Below are 16,920 nucleotides of genomic sequence, written 5' to 3' on the forward strand. Positions count from 1 at the left end.
GCTCAGCCTACGGCATAGGTGCGCATGCGCTCGGCCACGCGCGACGAGACCAGCCAGGGGCCTATCGTATCCGCACGGGCGAGGCCGTCCGCGTTAAGTGCGACCAGCGCATCCACCTGCGTGGCAAGGCGAAGGTCGAACAGCTCAAGCAACTGGGGGAAGTCGTCGAGGCACCCGGAGCCGAAGCGCGCCTGGTACCGCGCGAGGTCCAGCCCTGGCCGCACCAGCAAGGACTGGATGACGTGGCGTCGCTTCTGCTCATCCTCATCCAGTGTCACGCCGTAATCGATCTGCGCGAACGAAGCCTCGTCGCGTTCGAGGTAGTGCGCAAGGATATCGGCCACCGAACGGCGGCTGACCCCGTACTCGCTCGAGTAGTGCAGGCCGCGTGTGTACGAGCGCGCGCCGCAGCCGATGCCTACCATGCCGTCGCTCTGGCAGCAGTAGATCGGGCCGTCGGCGTCGGGGGCATCCGACGCCCGGAACATTCGCATGGAAACCTGTTCGTAGCCCGCAGCGAGCAGTCGGTCACGGCCGGCCTCGTAGAGCGCGAGGCGGTTGTCGACCGGCGTGGGCTGGATGGCGATCGTACGCTTGCCGCCTGCGTCCTTTGCGCCCATGCGGTCAAGGCCGGTAAGCGGCCGCACGTAGAGCGGATAAAGGTAGAGTTCCTCGGGCCGATACGCCAGCGCGCTTTCGATGGAGGCAAGGAAGCTGGCGACCGTCTGCCCTGCGATGCCGTAGATCAGGTCGAGGTTCAAGGTGGGGAACCCTGCGCCTCGTATGCACGCGATCGCTTCTTCGACGACTGAGCGCTGTTGCGGGCGCACCAGGGCGCGGACCTCGGCCTCGCTGAAGCTCTGGATGCCCATGCTGACGCGGTCGATGCCGGCGTCCCGGCACACCTTCATCTTCACTGCATCCACGGTCTCGGGTGATACCTCGATGCCCGCGGGAATGGCCCGCAACTCGATGCTCGCGTGCGCATGCACCATGTCGAACACGCGCTGCAGCTGTGATGCATCGAGGTACGTAGGCGTGCCTCCGCCAAGGGCGAAGCGCACGAAGCGATGGTCACCAAGCGCATCCGTCGTGGCCCGTAACTGGCGCTGCATCTGCACGACATAGGCGTCGACCTGTGCCTGTGCGGGGCGCGCCATCGCGAACAGGTTGCAGAAGCCGCAGCGGTAACTGCAAAACGGCACGTGCATGTACAGGAACAGTGCATCGCGCGGCTCGGCGCACCAGGCATCCGCAAGAGGCCGCCCTGGCGATATCGGCCGGTACGCAGACTTGTGCGGGTACGAATACGAGTATGCCTGGTAGGGTTCGAGCTTCAGCAGATCGGCTAGCGATGGTGTGCTCATGGGCTCAGCAGGAAATGCGCATAGGGGACGGTCATCACGGTGTCGTGGGCATGCCGGTGGCCATGGAAGCCGTCCTCGCCGTATGCGGTGCCATGGTCCGAGAAGATAAGCACGAAGGCCGGGCCGCGTGCGCGCAACGACGAAAAGAGCGCGGCCAGCTCGCCATCGACATATCTAAGCGCTGCGCAGTGGCTATCAAACCCATCCTCGGCACAGCCCGGGAGGTAGTGGCGATTGGGCTGGTGGATGGCCGAGACGTTGATGAAGAGGAAACATGGTTGCGATCCCGCCGATGCCAGCTGCTCGATGGCGCATGCCACCTGGCGCGCCGTCGAATCGACGGAGGCGACACCGAACCCGGGTCGCCAGTGGCTCTCGTCAAAAAGGGCAGGCAGCCGCGAACCCAACGCGTTGCGCTTGTTGAAGAAGCCGACGCCGCCGATGCAGATGGTGCGGTAACCGGCATCGTGGAACCCGCCGACGATATCGGCGCGGTCGTGGAATACGTGCGTCCCGGGTACGATCGTCTCGCTGCCTTCGAAGTCGAGTGCGAACAGGCGTGGATGTGGGCCGGGGCAAGCAGGCGTAGGTAGGAACCCAGCGAAGAAGGCGGCATGGGCGGCGTACGTGAAACTACCGGGCGTGTGACGCCGCTCCCAGCCAGCGGCCGGCAGGTGGGCCGCCAGCGTCGGCAGTTCACCGCGCCCGAAGCATCGCTGCGCGGCATCGAAGCGCAGTGTGTCGAGCGTGATCATCACGATGTCGTGCTTACCGACGATCGCACGCATGTCGGGTATCGCGGTGTCATGCATGGGCAGGTGCGTCCATCAGGGCCTGGTCGTCGTAGGTAGTGTGGCCCGCGTGGCGTAAGCCGGGGAGCAGGTCGCCGAAGCCGTTGGCCTCTAGCACCCAGCTGCGCCTGCCGCGCACGATGAGATCGAACCCGACCATGCGGCTGCGCGGGAAGCTCGCGGCGGCGGCCATCGCGGTGCATTCCAGGGTTTCGACGGCATCGGCGTCCAGCCACGACCCAAGCCGGCCGCGAGCGTTACCCAAGTGCAGGTTGGTGAGGGCACCGGTGCTTATGCGCGCCACCCGCTGCCTTGGCTGGCCATCCATTACCACCATGCGCACGTCGAAGCGGTGACGGCCATGCGTCCCCACCGCGGGTTTGGGGATCCAGCGCTCCAGGTAGGCGCCTTGTGCTGTGACGATGTCGATGAGCCGCGCGATCTCGTCGTGCCGCTCGTAGCGGCGCTGGCGGAGCGAATTGAAGATCCGCCAGTGGCCGCCGCCCTGGGCCAGTTCGGCGGAGCCATATGCCACCTCGCGACCGTCAGGGTGGCACGCATAGGCGAGCACGCCCGCCCCGGATGAACCGAAGCGCGCCTTGACGAAGACGCGATGGCAGCCCGCCGCCCGCATCCGTCCCCGCATGTCGTCGTACCCGTTGACCAAGCCGAACAGCGGCGGCACCGGCACGCCTGTGTTGGCGAGCTGCTGCTGGCATGCGAGCTTGTCGGCCATTTGGGCCAGGTCGGCAGGCGCATTGAAATAGCGCATGCCAGGCGGCAGAGTGGCGAGCAAGCCGGCGAAGCCCGCGTGCCAGAAATGCTGGTGCGCCAGTTCGCCGTGCATGGCGGGATGTGGCGCAGCGCCCGGGGCGCCCGATCGCTTCCAGCCATCCAGGACGAACTCGTGGTGCAAGGCGGGCGCCTCGCCCGGCGATTCCAGCTTGACCAGGGCGTCTGGCGCATCGGCCATGGCCGATGCCAGCCGCGTGGGGTCGGCCAGCAGGGTTTCATAGTCGAGTACCTGTGCACACGGCAGGCCGTGCGACAGAAGGGCCTGCTGGAATGCGATGATGCGCCGGCTACCGCGCGGGCCTATCAGCAGCCACGCTGCCATCGTCGCGTTACTCGGACACCGCTACATAGCGATCGCCTTCATCTTCCGTCGTGGGCTCGTCGAGGACGACCGTGCACGGCAGCGCCGCCAGCTTCTGCTGCCACGCCTCGGAAATGTAGTGGTGGCTCAGGTCGATTCGCTGCAGGCGGCCGAGGTTCGGGCTTTCGCACAGCGCTTTCGCACCCACGTCGCCGATGGTGCCAAGCGAAAGGTCGAGCGTATCCAGCGAGCCGAGCCACGTTTCCCCGGCAAGCCACACCGCGAGCTCGTCAGTGATGCTGGCATCGCGAAGGCCAAGGTGGCGCAGGCGACCGGGATCGATCGCCCCAAGCAGGCGCTGGTAGAGCGCGAGGTCACCGTCGAAGCCGTAATTGTCGTCGCCGAGCCAAAGTTCCAGCGTATGCAACGCTGGCAGCGTTGAAGCCGCGATGGCGTCGACGATGTCGCTTGGCAAGCCCCCGCATTCGATCGCCAGCTCCTGAAGGCCGGCGTGTTCGAATGGCTCAAGCCCGAGCTTGGACGAGCCGCGGACGCGCAGCGCCGCCAGGCCCGGGAACGCGTCCAGCAAGGCGTTGTAGGGAGCCTGGATGATCCAGGAGATCTCGCAATCCTCGAAGGTCATGTCGCCGACGAAGAGGGCCTTCAGGTTGGACAGCTCGCCGCGGCGGGCGATGAGGCCATCAAGGTAGCCCTCGGGGCCCTTGTCGTAGGCTTCCGACCAGACGCCGATGACCAGCGCTTCGACCGACGCTGGCGCCACCTTGGAGAAGAAGTCCGCCAGCAACTCGGCCTGGCTTTCCTTGCTGTCGTATTCCTGCACCAGCCGGTAGACGACATCGCCGGCATCCGGCGCGCCGCCCATGGAGAAATCGACGACCTTCTTGCCGCGGTAAACCTGGGTATGTTCGCCAATGGTCACGATGCGTCCCTGCGTAAATGGTGGCCTATCGTAGCCGAGCCTTTATTGCCGTTGCGTGATCCCGTGGGTGCGCATGCCTCAGCCCAGCGGCCGCACCCAGATATTGCGGAAGCTGATCGGCTGGGAATGGTCGCCGTGCGCCTGCAGCTTGATCGGCGCATCGGTATACGGCTTGTACTTGGGCTTGCCGATGTAGAAGGTTTCGCCGGTGAGCTCGGTGTGGTTCTGCACAAGCACGCCGTTGTGGAACAGCGTGACATAAGCCGGGGTCTTCACCGTGCCATCGGCCGCGAACACCGGCGCCGTCCAGATGATGTCGTAGGTCTGCCACTCGCCCGGGTGGCGGGCCGCGTTCACGAGGGGCGCGGCCTGCTTGTAGACGCTCGCGGCCTGCCCGTTGACGTAGGTCTTGTTCTCGAACGAATCCATGATCTGGATTTCGTAGCCTTCGTCGCCGGGGCCGGTAGAGGCAAGGAAGACGCCGCTGTTGCCGCGGCCCTGGCCCTCGCCCGTGATGTCCTTCGGAATCTGCCACTCCAGGTGCAGCTGGTAGCTCTTGAAGCGCTGCTTGGTCTGGATGTTGCCGGTCGTCTTGTCGACCGTGACGATGCCGTCGTGCACCTTCCAGCCCGCGGGGGAGTGGTCCTTCGACGCCTCCCAGCCGGCAAGGCTATGGCCGTCGAAGAGCACCACCGCATCGGAGGGTGGCGCGTTCTCCTTCGCGCCCGGCGTCACCACCTTGGGCACCGGCTCCCATTGCTCGGTGGCCTTGGGGTCGTCCTGCGCGGCAGCGTAGGAGGTGCCGGCGATGGCGAGGGCGGCAAGGGCGATCGTGGGGGCGGTGCGGCGCGTCATGGGCATTCCTTGGGAAGGGGTCAAACCGTGCAGATCTTGAAAGCCTCGGCGAACGACTCGAACGGATCGGGCCGCGAGGGCGAGAACTCGTGCGCGATGTAGCCCTGGTAGTTGAGGTCGGCGATGGCCTGGGCCACGGCGTGGTAGTTCAGTTCCTGCGTGCCGTTGATGTCGTGGCGCCCCGGCACGCCGCCGGTGTGGAAATGGCCGATCCACTGGATGTTGTCGCGGATGGTGCGGATCACGTCGCCTTCCATGATCTGCATGTGGTAGATGTCGTAGAGCAGCTTCACGTTGGGCGAGTTGAGGCCCTTCGTCACCGCCACGCCGAACGCCGTGTGGTCGCCCTGGTAGCCATGGTGGTCGACCTTGCTGTTCAGCAGCTCGAGACACAGCGTGATGCCGTTCTCCGCTGCGAGCGGCGCGACTTTCGACAGGCCTTCGATGCAGTTGGCAATGGCGCGCTGGTCGTCGATGCCGTCCTTGCGGTTGCCGAACATGGTGATGATGCTCTTGACGCCCGCGCGCTTGGCCAGCGGAATCGTCGTCTCGATTTCCTTGATCAGCTGGGCGTGGTTCGCCGGGTCGTTGAAACCGAACTCGATGAAGTTGTCACGCTTGGCCGGGTAACCCATCGACACGGCCATGCCGTGGTCCTGCACCACCGACCATTCATCGGCGTAGAGCAGGTCGACGCCCACGAAACCGAGGGCCTTCAGGCGCGTGCACAGTTCGGGCAACGGGGCTTTGGAGGTCCAGCGGCTTAGCGACTGCTTGAGCCGCCCGCCACCCACGGGGCCGGGCGGCGTGGCCTTGCCGGCGGCGGTGGTGCCGGCCGTGGCGATGAGGGGGGCGGCGCCCGCCACCGCGGCAGCGGCGGCGAGGCGGCCCAGCATGGTACGGCGGCCGATGTCGGTCATATCTTCAGTTCAGCCTCGACGGCCCAGGCCTTGCCGTTACCCGCCTCCGACAGCGGGATATCGGCCTTCCACTGCGCCGGCACGGCGGCGTACTGCAGCACCTGCGTGCAGCCCGGCTGCGAGAGGAAAAAGCCCAGCATCGCGAGCTTCTTGCTCATCATGACGAAATCCGCCGCGGGTGCCGGCTTGCCGCCCTTCGGCACGGCCAGCGCTTCCTTGTGCAGCTTGTCGACGAGCGCCTTGCGCTGCGCGTCGTTGAGCTGCATGAACGGCTTGCCACCGGCCTTGTCGAACGCGGCCATGGCGTTGAGGTAACGGGTCTGGTCCACCTTGGCGTAGACGGCGCTGAACATCTGGTCGATGAACAGCGGTACGCCCGCGTCCACGGCGCCCGGGGTATCGGTGCGCGGAATGACGATGTCGGATACCGTGCCTACCAGGCTGTACTGCGCCGGGTTGAAGAACTGGGGCTTGGCGGCCGGCGCCTGCGACGCGGCGTGGGCGTCGAACACCGCGAGCAGCGACGGGCCCGCGATGGCGCCGACGGCCAGCGCGGACATGCTTTTCAACCATTCACGACGGTTCATGGTCTGGGTCCTCAGATGTTGCCGCGCTTGAGTTCTTGGACGGCGTGGTCGGCCGCGCGTGCGGTCAGCGCCATGTACGTCAGTGACGGGTTCTGGCAGGCGGACGACGCCATGGCCGAGCCATCGGTGATGTAGACGTTCTTGCAGGCATGCATCTGGTTGAAGCCGTTGAGCACCGAGGTCTTCGGGTCGCGGCCCATGCGCGCGGTGCCCATTTCATGGATGCCCGCGCCGACGTTGGCCTTCATGGTGAACGAGCCCACGTCGCGGTAGCCGGCGCCGGTGAGCATCTCCAGCGCATCGTCGATGATGGCCTTGCCCATCATGATCTCGTTTTCCTGGTGCGCGGCATCGAAGTTGAGCACGGGCATGCCGTACTTGTCCTTGTGGTTGCGATCCAGCGTCACGAAGTTCTTGTGCGACGGCAGCATCTCGCCGAAGCCCATCATCGAGACATACCACGGGCCCGGCGCCTCGGCGGCCTTCTTCAGCTCGGCGCCCATCGCGTTTTCGTCCACGAGGCGCGTCCAGTCCTGGCGGCCCGCGCCGCCCTGGAAACCAAAGCCGCGCAGGTAGCGCTGCTTGTCGGTGCCGATGTTGCGGTAGCGGGGGATGTAGAAGCCGGTGGGGCGGCGGCCGGAGTAATAGCGGTCTTCATGGCCATCGACCATGGCGCGCGCGCCGGTGCCGAACAGGTGGTCCATGATGTTGTGGCCGAGCTCGCCGCTGTCGTTGCCGAAACCGTTGGGGAAGCGCGTCGACGTGGAGTTCAACAGGATGTGCGTCGTGCCGAACGTCGACGCGTTCATGAAGATCACGCGCGCAAAGTATTCGGTCTGGTGGCCCGTCTCGGCATCGAGAACGCGCACGCCGGTGGCCTTGCCCTTGTTGTTGTCGTAGATCAGCTCATACACGATGGCGTTCGTCACCATCGTCATGTTGCCCGTGCGCTCGGCCGAGGGCAGCGTGGACGAGTTGCTGCTGAAGTAGCCACCGAACGGGCAGCCGCGCATGCACAGGTTGCGGTACTGGCAGGTGCCGCGCTGCGGGCTCTGGTCGTGCTTCAGCGGCGCGGAGAGGTTGGCGGTGCGGCCGATGATCAGCTTGCGCTTGAACTTGTCATCGAGCTTGCCCTGGAAATCCTTCTCGACGCAGTTGAGGTCCATGGGTGGCAGGAAATCGCCATCGGGCAGCTGGGCCAGGTGGTCGTTGTTGCCGCTGACGCCGATGAAGTGCTCGACGTAGTCGTACCACTTGGCGAGGTCGTTGTAGCGGATGGGCCAGTCGACGCCCACGCCTTCCTTGCCGTTCGCCTCGAAATCCATCTCGCTGAAGCGGTAGCTCTGCCGGCCCCACATGAGCGAGCGGCCACCGACGTGATAGCCACGGAACCAGTCGAACGGCTTGGTTTCTTCGTACGGGTTGTCGATGTCGTCGACGAACCAGTGCTTGGTGGACTGGGTGATGCCGTAGAACGAGGGGCGGGTGTGCTTGGGCCACCGCGCGATGTCGGCCTGCGTGGGCTCGTCGCCGTAGGGCAGCTCCCACGGGTTCTTCATGGCGGTGGGGTAGTCGAGGTGCTTCACCATGGGGCCGCGATCGAGGACGAGCGTCTTCAGGCCCTTCTCAGTGAGTTCTTTGGCCGCCCAGCCACCGCTGACGCCGGTGCCGACGACGATGGCGTCGAATGTGTTCTTTTCCATGCCGTTCCCTTCTAGCGCAGCGGGCGCAGGTAGTCGTAGTCGACGCGCGCGGCGTCAATGTCTTTCATGCGGGCGTACGGGCCTTCCTGCTCCACGAAGCAATGCTTCAGGCCGGAGGCATCGGCAGCCGCCATGATCGGTTTGTAATCGAGGGTGCCGCGGCCAAGCTCGGCGCCCGGGTAATCCTTCGAGCCGCCCGGGAGGAAATCCTTCGCGTGCATCAGCGGGATGCGGCCGGGGTTTGCCTTGAAGTAGTCCACGGGGTTCTTTCCACCCGCGTGCACCCAGCCGCAATCCATTTCGAACTGCACCAGCGCGTGGTCTGTCTCCGCGAGCAGCACGTCGTAGAACACCTTGCCACCGCCCACGTCGGTGAACTCGGCATGGTGGTTGTGGTACGCGTACTGCAGGCCTGCCTTCTTCGCCTTCTCGCCGAGCTTGTTGGCGTACTCGGCCGTGCGCTTGGCGTCGTCGAGCGTGTAGCCCGGCTCGCCCGGTTTGTTGGCTTCCTTCTGCATGATGCCCGGCAGCATGCTGCTGACGATGTACTTCGCACCAAGCGTGTGGGCGGCGTCGATGCCGGCCTCGAAGCCCATGCTGTCGAAATGCATGCTGGGGCAGGCCAGGCCCGCGGTCTTCAGCTGGTCGCGCAGGGTGGCCGCGGTGCTGGTGACGATGGCCTCGATCTCGCTGTAGCCGATCGCCTTGAGCGTCTTGAGCGTGCCGGCCGGGTCGGCCTTGTAGGCGTCGAGCACCATGTAGAGCTGGATGCCCATGGTCTTTGCCGGGGCGGTGGCGGCGAGGATCTTGCCCGGCGCGCCGAGGCCAAGCCCCAGGGCCGTGCCACACAGTGCGGAACGGCCAAGGAATTGCCTGCGAGTCAACATGATGGGGTCTCCTGGAAGGTGCCGACGGGTGCCATGCGGAGAATCATCGGTCGGCTTTCCTGGCGCTTGTCGGTATCGACTGGCTTGCCATGTTCTTCCCCCGGCGGGCGTGCCGCCATCGAAATGTATTCGATTACATGATTTTTCGGGCGTGCACGGGTGCTGCGCGCCGCGGACATGCCAAGATGTGTAGCAGATGGGTGAAGAGGCCTGCAACGGTTTTATGTAATCCATTACATTGCGTTGCAGCATACTCAGGGCGTCGCGGGCAGCTACCATCCACGACGCCCCGGGCGGGCAAAGGGATACAAAGCGCGTGGCTAAAGACAAAAAGCGTCACGATCGAAAGGATGCCGAGGCCGCGCGCAGTGATGTTGCGCCGCAGCCCGCGCGCGTGCACACGGTGAAGGAAATCGCCGCCATCGCAAAAGTTTCAGTCGCAACTGTTTCCCGGGCATTGCAGCGGCCGGAGATCGTCAGCCCCGAAACCCGCGAGCGCATCCAGGAAGTGGTGAAGCGTTTTGGCTACACGCCCAATGCCATGGCGCGCAACCTGCGCACCGCGCGGACGCGGCTCATCGTCGCCTTGCTCCCGGATATCACCAACCCGTTCTTCTCCGAAGTGATCCGTGGCATCGAGCAGGTCGCCTACGAGAACGGCTATTCCGTGCTGCTTGGCGAGACGCAGAGCAACCTCGTCCGCGAGCAGGCCTACGCCGACATGGTGGCCGCACGGCAGGCCGACGGCATCATCACCATGTTCCATCGCGTGCCCGCCATCCCCATGGGTGGCCGGCTGCCGCTGGTCAACGCCTGCGAGTACGTGAAGGACAGCGGCATTTCGAGCGTGTATGTCGACAACGTGGCGGCCGCCGCCACGGCCATCGACTACCTCGTCGGACTGGGCCATCGCGATATCGCGTTTCTTGCCGGGCCGTCGTCGAGCCCGATCTGCGAGGACCGCGAAGCGGGCTACCACCTTGCGTTGAAGCGCGCTGGCATTCCGCTTGATGCGGCGCTCACTGTCGTCGGCGATTTTTCGATCGAAGCGGGCGAACGTGCCGTCGAGTCGCTGCTCGCGCAAGGCAAGTCGTTCAGCGCCTTGTTCTGCTCCAGCGATGAAATGGCCATGGGTGCCATGCGGGCGCTGACGTCCCGTGGGCTGCGCATCCCGGACGATGTCTCGGTCATCGGTTTCGACGACATCCGCTTTTCACGGTACACATCGCCGCCGCTGACCACCATGGCCCAACCTAAAAATGCGTTGGGGCGCGAGGCCATGACCATGATGATCGAACTGCTCGCCGACCCTGAGGAGCCGCCGCGCAAGCGCGTGCTGGCCGCCGAACTGGTGGTGCGTGGCTCCACGGCGCCGCCGAAGGCGCTGCGGTAAGCGATGGCCTAACGCCGCTGGCCCGCGCCGTGCGGTGGTTTGCGCAGGGGATCGAGTAAGCCTTTCAGGCCGTTGTGGTCAAGTTCCAGCGCAAGGGCCAGCAAGGTTCCCAAGTGGCCGCTCGGGAAGCCTTTGCGTGCATACCACGCGAGATAGGCGCCCGGCAGGTCGGCGATAAGCCGGCCCTGGTACTTGCCATACGGCATGGGCATCGTCACGAGGCTCTTCAGGTCGTCGGGTTTGAACACGGTGCCTCAGGATGCGGGATCGAACAAAAACGCATGCCGCGCGGGTGCGCGGCCGCGACCATGGCCCGGCTCGGGAACGAGATGAGGTACTTGGCCATGGTCGTTGCCTTGCGTGCCTAGGAGAGCGACCAGCCCGTGCGGTAATCGCGCCGCAGGAACTGGTTTGCCTCGTCGATGTTGGTGACGCGCATGTTCGCAGCGTCGTACTCGATGCGGTGCCCCGTACGCAGGGAGACGATGCCTAGCAGCATCACCTCCGTCAGCTGCGCGGCGTACTCGAACGGCGAGGTGGTCTTGCCCTTGCCCTTGCAGGCATTCGCCCAGTTCATTTCGTGCGACGTGGTGATGCGCTCGTACTTCTTCGGCGGCGTGCCGACCGAATCATGGAGCGATTGCGGCAGCAGGCGCGGGTTGTCGCCGTAGGTTTCGTGCACCAGCTTGCCCTTGTCACCGATGTAGAGCGTTCCGCCATCGTGCATCTGGCCCGCGCCGAGCGCCTCGAGGTCTGGCGGCAGCAGGTTGCCGTCGTACCAGGTAAGCCGTACCGGCGGCTTGTTGCCGCGCGCGGCAAAGTCGTAGTAGGTCATCGTGCCCAGCGGGTACGATTCCTTGTTGTACGGCGTCGAGACCGTTTCCACGGACGTCGGGAAGCCGAGGTCCAGCGACCAGAACGGCGAATCGATGAGGTGGGCGCCCATGTCGCCGAGCGCGCCCGCGCCCCAGTCGGTCCAGCCACGCCAGTTGAACGGGTGGTAGAGCGGGTGGTACTCGACGACCGGGCCCGGGCCAAGGAACAGGTCCCATTCGAGGCCCTGCGGCTTGGGGTAATTGCCGGCCATGGCATTCGCCAGGCGCGCCATCACGGCGTCCATGTCCCAGCTGGTGGCGGCCGGGGCCGCGACGGGCTGCGGGCGCGGTATGCCCTGCGGCCAGTAGCCCAGCGGCCGGTTCGTCCAGGAATGCACTTCGCGCACCTCGCCGATGGCACCCGCGTCGATGTACTCGCGGATGAGTCGCGTGTCGTCGGTGGAATGCCCCTGGTTGCCCATCTGCGTGACGATCTTCGGGTTTTCCCTGGCCTTGCGAGCCATTTCGCGGGCTTCGAAAACCGACCAGGTGAGCGGCTTCTGCACGTAAACATGCTTGCCAAGCGCCATGGCCGCGCTGGCAATCACCGCATGCAGGTGGTCCGGCGTGGCGATGACCACCGCGTCGATATCCTTCTGCTGCTCGAGCATCTGGCGGTAATCGGTGTAACGCTTGATCGAATCGTACTTCTTGGCGAGCAGCTTCAGCTGGTCAACCTTGTCCTTCAGCTCCTTGCGCTTCGCCGCCGTGGGAGCGCTGTCGACCTTGGCCTTGGCCTGCGCGATGCCGTCGAACATCTTGCGGAAGTTTTTATCCGTATAGGCCCAATCGACATCACACAGGGCCACGATGTTCTCGCTGGCCAGCGCGCGGATATTGTTCGCGCCCATGCCGCCCACGCCGACGCCGGCGATGTTGAGGCGGTCGCTCGGCGCCGTATGGCCCTGGCCGCCGAGCACGTGGCGGGGCACGATCAGCAGCCCCGTCGCGGCGATGGCGCTGCCGGCCAGGAAGTTGCGGCGGGTGAGGGTGATGCCCACGTTCGAATCGCTGGCCGCAGCCGCGGCGGGTGGGGGCAGGGTGGTGTTATCGACCTTCGTTTCGTCCGACATGCGCGCTGTAGTCTCCGGCTTGGTACCAGGAAGCGGCCGGGACGAGGCCCCGGTTGCGGTGGTGAAGCTGGAGTTAATTAGCGTAGATCGGGGGAGGATTCAACAAGAAGCGGCCCGCTCAACCGGGCCCCGACGAATTGGGAGCGAATGAAACTAATTCTCCTGGCAGCGCAATGGCGGCGTTAGTGCCTTTGTCTTCGGGCACTTACTTGCCCCGATCTTCCAGCAAGGCCGCGCGAGTAGCCGTCTGGTCGAGTTGGCATTGGTTTGAATCAAGCAGGCTCGCGGTCCCACCGTTCTTGTCGGGTGCGCACGTCATGTCGCGCTGGGAAATCCATGCGCGCTCTTCGTCCCGAAGAGAAGTGGCCTGGCCAACGGGAAGCATCTTACGCAAACGCTGGTACGCCGCGTTCAGGCGTTTGTCCTGGTATGCATGCTCGGTACCGATGCAATTATTGAGCGCCACGGTCACGCCGCGAGCGGTTTTGATGCAAGCGTGATAGGACATCCGCAAAGGCACCTTAGACACTGGTGTGTCCTGAGCGAAGGCCCCTGCAATGGCGGCGAGAAGGAGTCCTATCCCAACAGTCCAGGTGGTCATAGAGCAAGCATCCATGTAAGGGTGCGCCGCGTCGACGCGTGATCGAGAGGATACCTCGCAGATCACGCGCGTAGCCAACCTACTGGCACCGTCGGATGCCATGTAATATGACATCGCCTCTATCGCATGACGAACCCGCTCCATGGCCAAGAAAGACCTCGCTGCCAGCGATAAGCCGGTCGTCCAGAGCGAGCGGCCGGTGTCGCGTTCGCAAGAGTCCTTCAATGCGCTTGTGGACAAGATCAACAAGCGCCGGGCCACGCTGGCGGAATGGGAGGCCTATGGCGTCGAGTTCGAACGGCGGTATGCCGGCGAATACATCCCGCTGCGGCGAACCCTGGACGACGTGCAGACAAAACTGATCCTTGGCCTCGACCAGTCGTACGACATGAAGGGGCTCACCAAGGGCGAGAGGCGAATGATCGGAGACCTCATCGTCCACCTGGCCGAGCAGGTGCTCGAATCGGTCGATGATTCCGTCGTCGCGGAGATCCATGAGCGCTACCGGCCGATGGAAGGCCGAGACGACGCAGGAGTGAAGGCTGAGCCGAAGGGCGACGTCGAAGAGGTGGTCAGCTTCGAGATGCCACAGGACGTGGACATCGATTCGCCCGATGACCTGATGGCACATATCCAGGCGCAGCTCGATGAACAAGAGCGGCGTGCGAACCAACAGCGCCAGGCGCGTGAAGCCTCCCGTGCCACGCGTAAGAAGGCGTCGGCAAAGGAAGCTGCCGCAGAGCGTGCGCGCGCCAAAGAAGCCGAAGCGCACCTATCGCTTCGCGAGGTCTACCGTAAGCTGGCGAGCGCCCTGCACCCCGATCGTGAGGCTGATCCCACGGAGCGCACCCGGAAGGCAGCGCTCATGCAGCGAGTGAACGCGGCCTACGCGAGCCGGAGCCTGCTCGACCTGCTGGAAATCCAGCTTGAGATTGAGCAAATCGACCAGGCGGCCATGGAAAGCGTGAGCACCGAGCGGCTCAAGCGCTGGAACACGGTCCTCAAGGAACAGTTGGAAGGGCTGGAGCAGGAGCTGGCCGAGGTGGATCACGGATTCCAGGTGCGTTGCGGCCTCACGCCGCGCAGCTCGTCATCGCCCAAGGTCATAAAGCGGACGTTGAACGCCCACATCGACAACCTGCGCGACTACGTGCGGATGTTCGAAGACGACATCCGTATCGTCAGCGATATCCAACGCCTCAAGCCTTGGCTAAGAGAGATGAAGCCACGCTAATCCTGCGGACTGGTGCAGGCAGCATAACGAGCGCCTTCCACCTGCGTAATCTCGCCACGGCCTTCGACCGTGACACTACCCGTGTAGTGCTTGGCGCTATCGAAATCCACGTGCGCCGATGCTGGCGATGCTCCCTTGCAGGTGAGCTTCCACGCCAGCGAGGTGCTCCGGCGTTGCTGGTCCGTGGCGGTGCACTCACCCTCCGCAGGCGTCCAAGCGGCGAACGTGGTCCACGGGTCGGCGCCTTCATCGACACAATGCCAATGCACTTCCGGCTTACCTGCCTTGCCGTTGATCACGTGCCGGACAAGGATCTTCCACAACCCCGGCATGGCGCCGAAGTCGCCGGGATCGGCCTGGACCGGTGTGGCGGCAGCCAAGGCGAGGGCACACACCGCGGTTACCCGAATCCCTGTTTTGAGCAGCGAAACCTTCATCATCATTTGACCCCTTGCAACACGAAAACCCTGCCCGCTTTCGCGGGCAGGGTCGGCATCGATAGAACGGTGATCGGTCAGTCGGCGATCGCAGCAGCGTCGCTGACATCTTTCTTCGTGAAGTTGAACATATCCATGAGGTTGCCGATGGCTGGCGCATTCACCGGCACGTACGGGTGCTCCTTGAACGACACCGGGTTCGGCAGGTTGTCGCGGCTGCGGCCGGAGATCTGATCCTTCAGGTTCCAGTTGGCCTCGACGAATTTATCGAACGAGACATGGTCGTAGTACGTGTGCACGACCTTGCCGCCGAGGGAGTACTTCGACACGACCAGCAGCGGTATGCGCGTGCCGTCACCGAAGAAGTCGATCGGCTGGATGTAGCCCGAGTCGTAGTAACCGCCACCTTCGTCGAAGGTCACCATGATCACGGTGTCGTCCCACACCTTCGGGTTGGCCTCGGCCATTTCGACGATCTTGCGCACATAGCCTTCGAACAGATCCAGCTTCGACGACGCCGGGTGGCCATCGAGGATGCCGTCCGGCTTGGCGATGGAAACGGCCGGCAGCGTGTTGTTCTGGATGTCGTTGTACAGGTCGTTGATGTCCTGGTTCTTGGCGCGCAGGTCCGGGTTGGTCATGACCTGGGTGGAGTAAAGGAAGGGATCGCAGATGTTGCAGAAGGTGCCGGCTTCGCCGTCTTCCTTGCCACCACCGAAACCTTCGCCGTAGTACTTCCACGACACCTTGTGCTTCTCCAGCAGCAGCGCCAGGTTTTCCTGCGTCGTCGGCGGGATGGTGAACTGGTCGGGGCCCAGCGGTGCCGGCGTGCCGTCGCCCATGTAACCTGGGTTGTAGTTGTTCACCAGGTAGAAGGCCCTGGCCTTGCAGTCCGTGCCCTTGAACGAAAGGTAGGGCAGCGAGCGCAGGTAGTTCTTGATCTCCTTGACGCCCGGCTGGCTTTCATCAGCGCACTCGACATACGAACCGCCACCGTAGCCATCCTGCACCCACCAGTTATTGGTGCCGAACTGCGCATCCGGGTTCTCGATCTGGTTTTCGGGCGGGGTGGCCGGGTTGCCATTGGCGTCGGCGTAGTAGATCAGGGTGCCGTAGCCCAGCATGATGTGGTTGGCACCCGTGCCACCCATCACCGACTGGTGGAAGTTGTCACTCAGCGCATACTTCTGGGCCAGCTTCTTGAAGTAAGGCGCATCGCCCTGGGCCATGTTCAGGAACTGCATGGCGGTCGAGCCTTCACCGGTGGTCTGGTCGTTGAAGTTCGCTGGCAGCGGGGCGCCGTTGTTACCCGCGCCCATGGTGGTCTCGACCCAGGGGAACAGATCGTTACGGCAGCCACTGGGGTTTTCGGCCGTCGCGGCCTTGGTGCTGCAGTCGAGCTGCTGCCACATCTGGAAGAAACGATGCACGGGGCTGTTGGCGTAGGCGTCGTAGCTGATCGACGCATGCATATCCACCGGCGCGTTGGGTAGCTTGGCGGGGAAACGGGTGTCGACGACGCCGTTGGGCAAGCCCGTGCCACCGGCAGCGAGCATGTCGTAGGTGCCCTCCGGCAGGGCCGGTTCAAGCGCCTGTGCCTGCGCCGCGGAAGCGAAGGGCGCGGCGGTGGGTGCGCCGCCGGTGTTCATCTGCGGAAGGGTCTTATACTTGCCCGCCTTCTTCGGCGACATGTCGTACTTGCCGGTGCTCGAGGCCATGAACTGCGTGGCAAGGTCCACGTTCGGGCCCGGCGTGCCGTCGGCATTGACGATGCCCTTGGACAGCAGGTTATCCACCGATTGGCCCTTTGGCGCGGTGTACGTGCCAAACACGTGGTCGAACGTGCGGTTTTCGCCGATCAGCAGGATCACGTGCTTGATCGGGGTGACGGTGTTATCGCTGTTGTCCTGGCCGCGGGGCGGCTTGCGCAAGACGACGATGCCGCCGGGAAGCCCAGCCTGGTTCTTGAAAGGTGCCGCGGGCACGTTGCTGCGGAACTGAGCATCGTGGTCGGGCGGAGTGGTGTCCTGCGCGCTGACGACGCCGGCGAGGCCGACGGAAAGCGCACCAAGCAACAGCGGCGTAAGCCGCGTGCGGCGCAACCAAATAACCATTTGCGATTTCTCCCTACTGGAAGTCTTCCCCCTGGTGCTTATCGACT

16 protein-coding genes are annotated in these 16,920 nt (G+C 64.4%); 2 read left to right on the forward strand and 14 right to left on the reverse strand.

Annotated features, from left to right (window positions below; genetic code table 11):
* Positions 1–2: 2 nt before the first annotated feature.
* From VI08_RS08125 to VI08_RS08165, 9 genes are all read right to left on the reverse strand, one after another.
* Positions 3–1,367, reverse strand: a complete 1,365-nt coding sequence (locus VI08_RS08125) for an STM4012 family radical SAM protein (RefSeq protein ID WP_045829074.1) — start codon at positions 1,365–1,367, stop codon at positions 3–5.
* Complete coding sequence (locus VI08_RS08130; protein ID WP_045829075.1) at positions 1,364–2,179, reverse strand: STM4013/SEN3800 family hydrolase; 816 nt, start codon at positions 2,177–2,179, stop codon at positions 1,364–1,366. Before VI08_RS08130 ends, VI08_RS08125 begins: the two co-directional genes overlap by 4 nt.
* A complete protein-coding gene (locus tag VI08_RS08135) occupies positions 2,172–3,260 on the reverse strand; it encodes an STM4014 family protein (RefSeq protein WP_045829181.1) in 1,089 nt (362 codons plus the stop codon). Before VI08_RS08135 ends, VI08_RS08130 begins: the two co-directional genes overlap by 8 nt.
* Positions 3,261–3,282: 22 nt before the next feature.
* Entirely contained in the window at positions 3,283–4,194 is a 912-nt protein-coding gene (locus VI08_RS08140; RefSeq protein WP_045829076.1) for an STM4015 family protein, read from the reverse strand.
* 78 nt (positions 4,195–4,272) lie between these two features.
* Positions 4,273–5,055 (reverse strand): 3-keto-disaccharide hydrolase, encoded by a 783-nt coding sequence (locus tag VI08_RS08145; RefSeq protein WP_428992136.1) that lies wholly within the window; start codon positions 5,053–5,055, stop codon positions 4,273–4,275.
* Between the two features lie 14 nt (positions 5,056–5,069).
* On the reverse strand, positions 5,070–5,969 hold the full coding sequence (locus VI08_RS08150; RefSeq protein WP_045829078.1) for a hydroxypyruvate isomerase family protein: 900 nt from the start codon (positions 5,967–5,969) through the stop codon (positions 5,070–5,072).
* Positions 5,966–6,556: a gluconate 2-dehydrogenase subunit 3 family protein gene (locus VI08_RS08155; RefSeq protein WP_045829079.1), complete on the reverse strand. Its 591-nt coding sequence runs from the start codon at positions 6,554–6,556 to the stop codon at positions 5,966–5,968. Before VI08_RS08155 ends, VI08_RS08150 begins: the two co-directional genes overlap by 4 nt.
* A gap of 11 nt (positions 6,557–6,567) precedes the next feature.
* Positions 6,568–8,259: a GMC oxidoreductase gene (locus tag VI08_RS08160; protein WP_045829080.1), complete on the reverse strand. Its 1,692-nt coding sequence runs from the start codon at positions 8,257–8,259 to the stop codon at positions 6,568–6,570.
* An 11-nt stretch (positions 8,260–8,270) separates the two neighbouring features.
* A complete protein-coding gene (locus VI08_RS08165; protein ID WP_045829081.1) occupies positions 8,271–9,146 on the reverse strand; it encodes a sugar phosphate isomerase/epimerase family protein in 876 nt (291 codons plus the stop codon).
* Between the two features lie 316 nt (positions 9,147–9,462).
* Between VI08_RS08165 and VI08_RS08170 the strand changes: the two genes are divergently transcribed.
* Positions 9,463–10,539 carry a LacI family DNA-binding transcriptional regulator gene (locus VI08_RS08170; protein WP_232309498.1) on the forward strand — a complete coding sequence of 359 codons (1,077 nt, stop codon included), beginning with the start codon at positions 9,463–9,465 and terminating at the stop codon, positions 10,537–10,539.
* Between the two features lie 8 nt (positions 10,540–10,547).
* Here VI08_RS08170 and VI08_RS08175 read toward each other — a convergent pair whose 3' ends face one another.
* From VI08_RS08175 to VI08_RS08185, 3 genes are all read right to left on the reverse strand, one after another.
* Positions 10,548–10,787 (reverse strand): DUF3820 family protein, encoded by a 240-nt coding sequence (locus VI08_RS08175; RefSeq protein WP_269745832.1) that lies wholly within the window; start codon positions 10,785–10,787, stop codon positions 10,548–10,550.
* A 116-nt stretch (positions 10,788–10,903) separates the two neighbouring features.
* Positions 10,904–12,487, reverse strand: a complete 1,584-nt coding sequence (locus VI08_RS08180) for a Gfo/Idh/MocA family protein (protein ID WP_052697777.1) — start codon at positions 12,485–12,487, stop codon at positions 10,904–10,906.
* Positions 12,488–12,692: 205 nt separating this feature from the next.
* Positions 12,693–13,088, reverse strand: coding sequence for a lysozyme inhibitor LprI family protein (locus VI08_RS08185; protein ID WP_052697778.1), 396 nt, complete (start codon positions 13,086–13,088; stop codon positions 12,693–12,695).
* 142 nt (positions 13,089–13,230) lie between these two features.
* On the opposite strand from VI08_RS08185, the gene VI08_RS08190 reads away from it, so the two are divergent.
* Positions 13,231–14,322: a J domain-containing protein gene (locus VI08_RS08190; RefSeq protein WP_045829082.1), complete on the forward strand. Its 1,092-nt coding sequence runs from the start codon at positions 13,231–13,233 to the stop codon at positions 14,320–14,322.
* On the opposite strand, the gene VI08_RS08195 is transcribed toward VI08_RS08190, so the two are convergent.
* Positions 14,319–14,765, reverse strand: coding sequence for a DUF3617 domain-containing protein (locus tag VI08_RS08195; RefSeq protein ID WP_045829083.1), 447 nt, complete (start codon positions 14,763–14,765; stop codon positions 14,319–14,321). The two genes, VI08_RS08190 and VI08_RS08195, sit on opposite strands and share 4 nt — an antisense overlap.
* A 71-nt stretch (positions 14,766–14,836) precedes the next feature.
* Positions 14,837–16,873 (reverse strand): alkaline phosphatase family protein, encoded by a 2,037-nt coding sequence (locus VI08_RS08200; protein ID WP_052697779.1) that lies wholly within the window; start codon positions 16,871–16,873, stop codon positions 14,837–14,839.
* Between the last annotated feature and the right edge of the window lie 47 nt (positions 16,874–16,920).

The sequence above is a fragment of the Luteibacter yeojuensis genome (genome assembly GCF_000964085.1).
In the GTDB taxonomy this organism is placed as follows: Bacteria; Pseudomonadota; Gammaproteobacteria; order Xanthomonadales; family Rhodanobacteraceae; genus Luteibacter; species Luteibacter yeojuensis_A.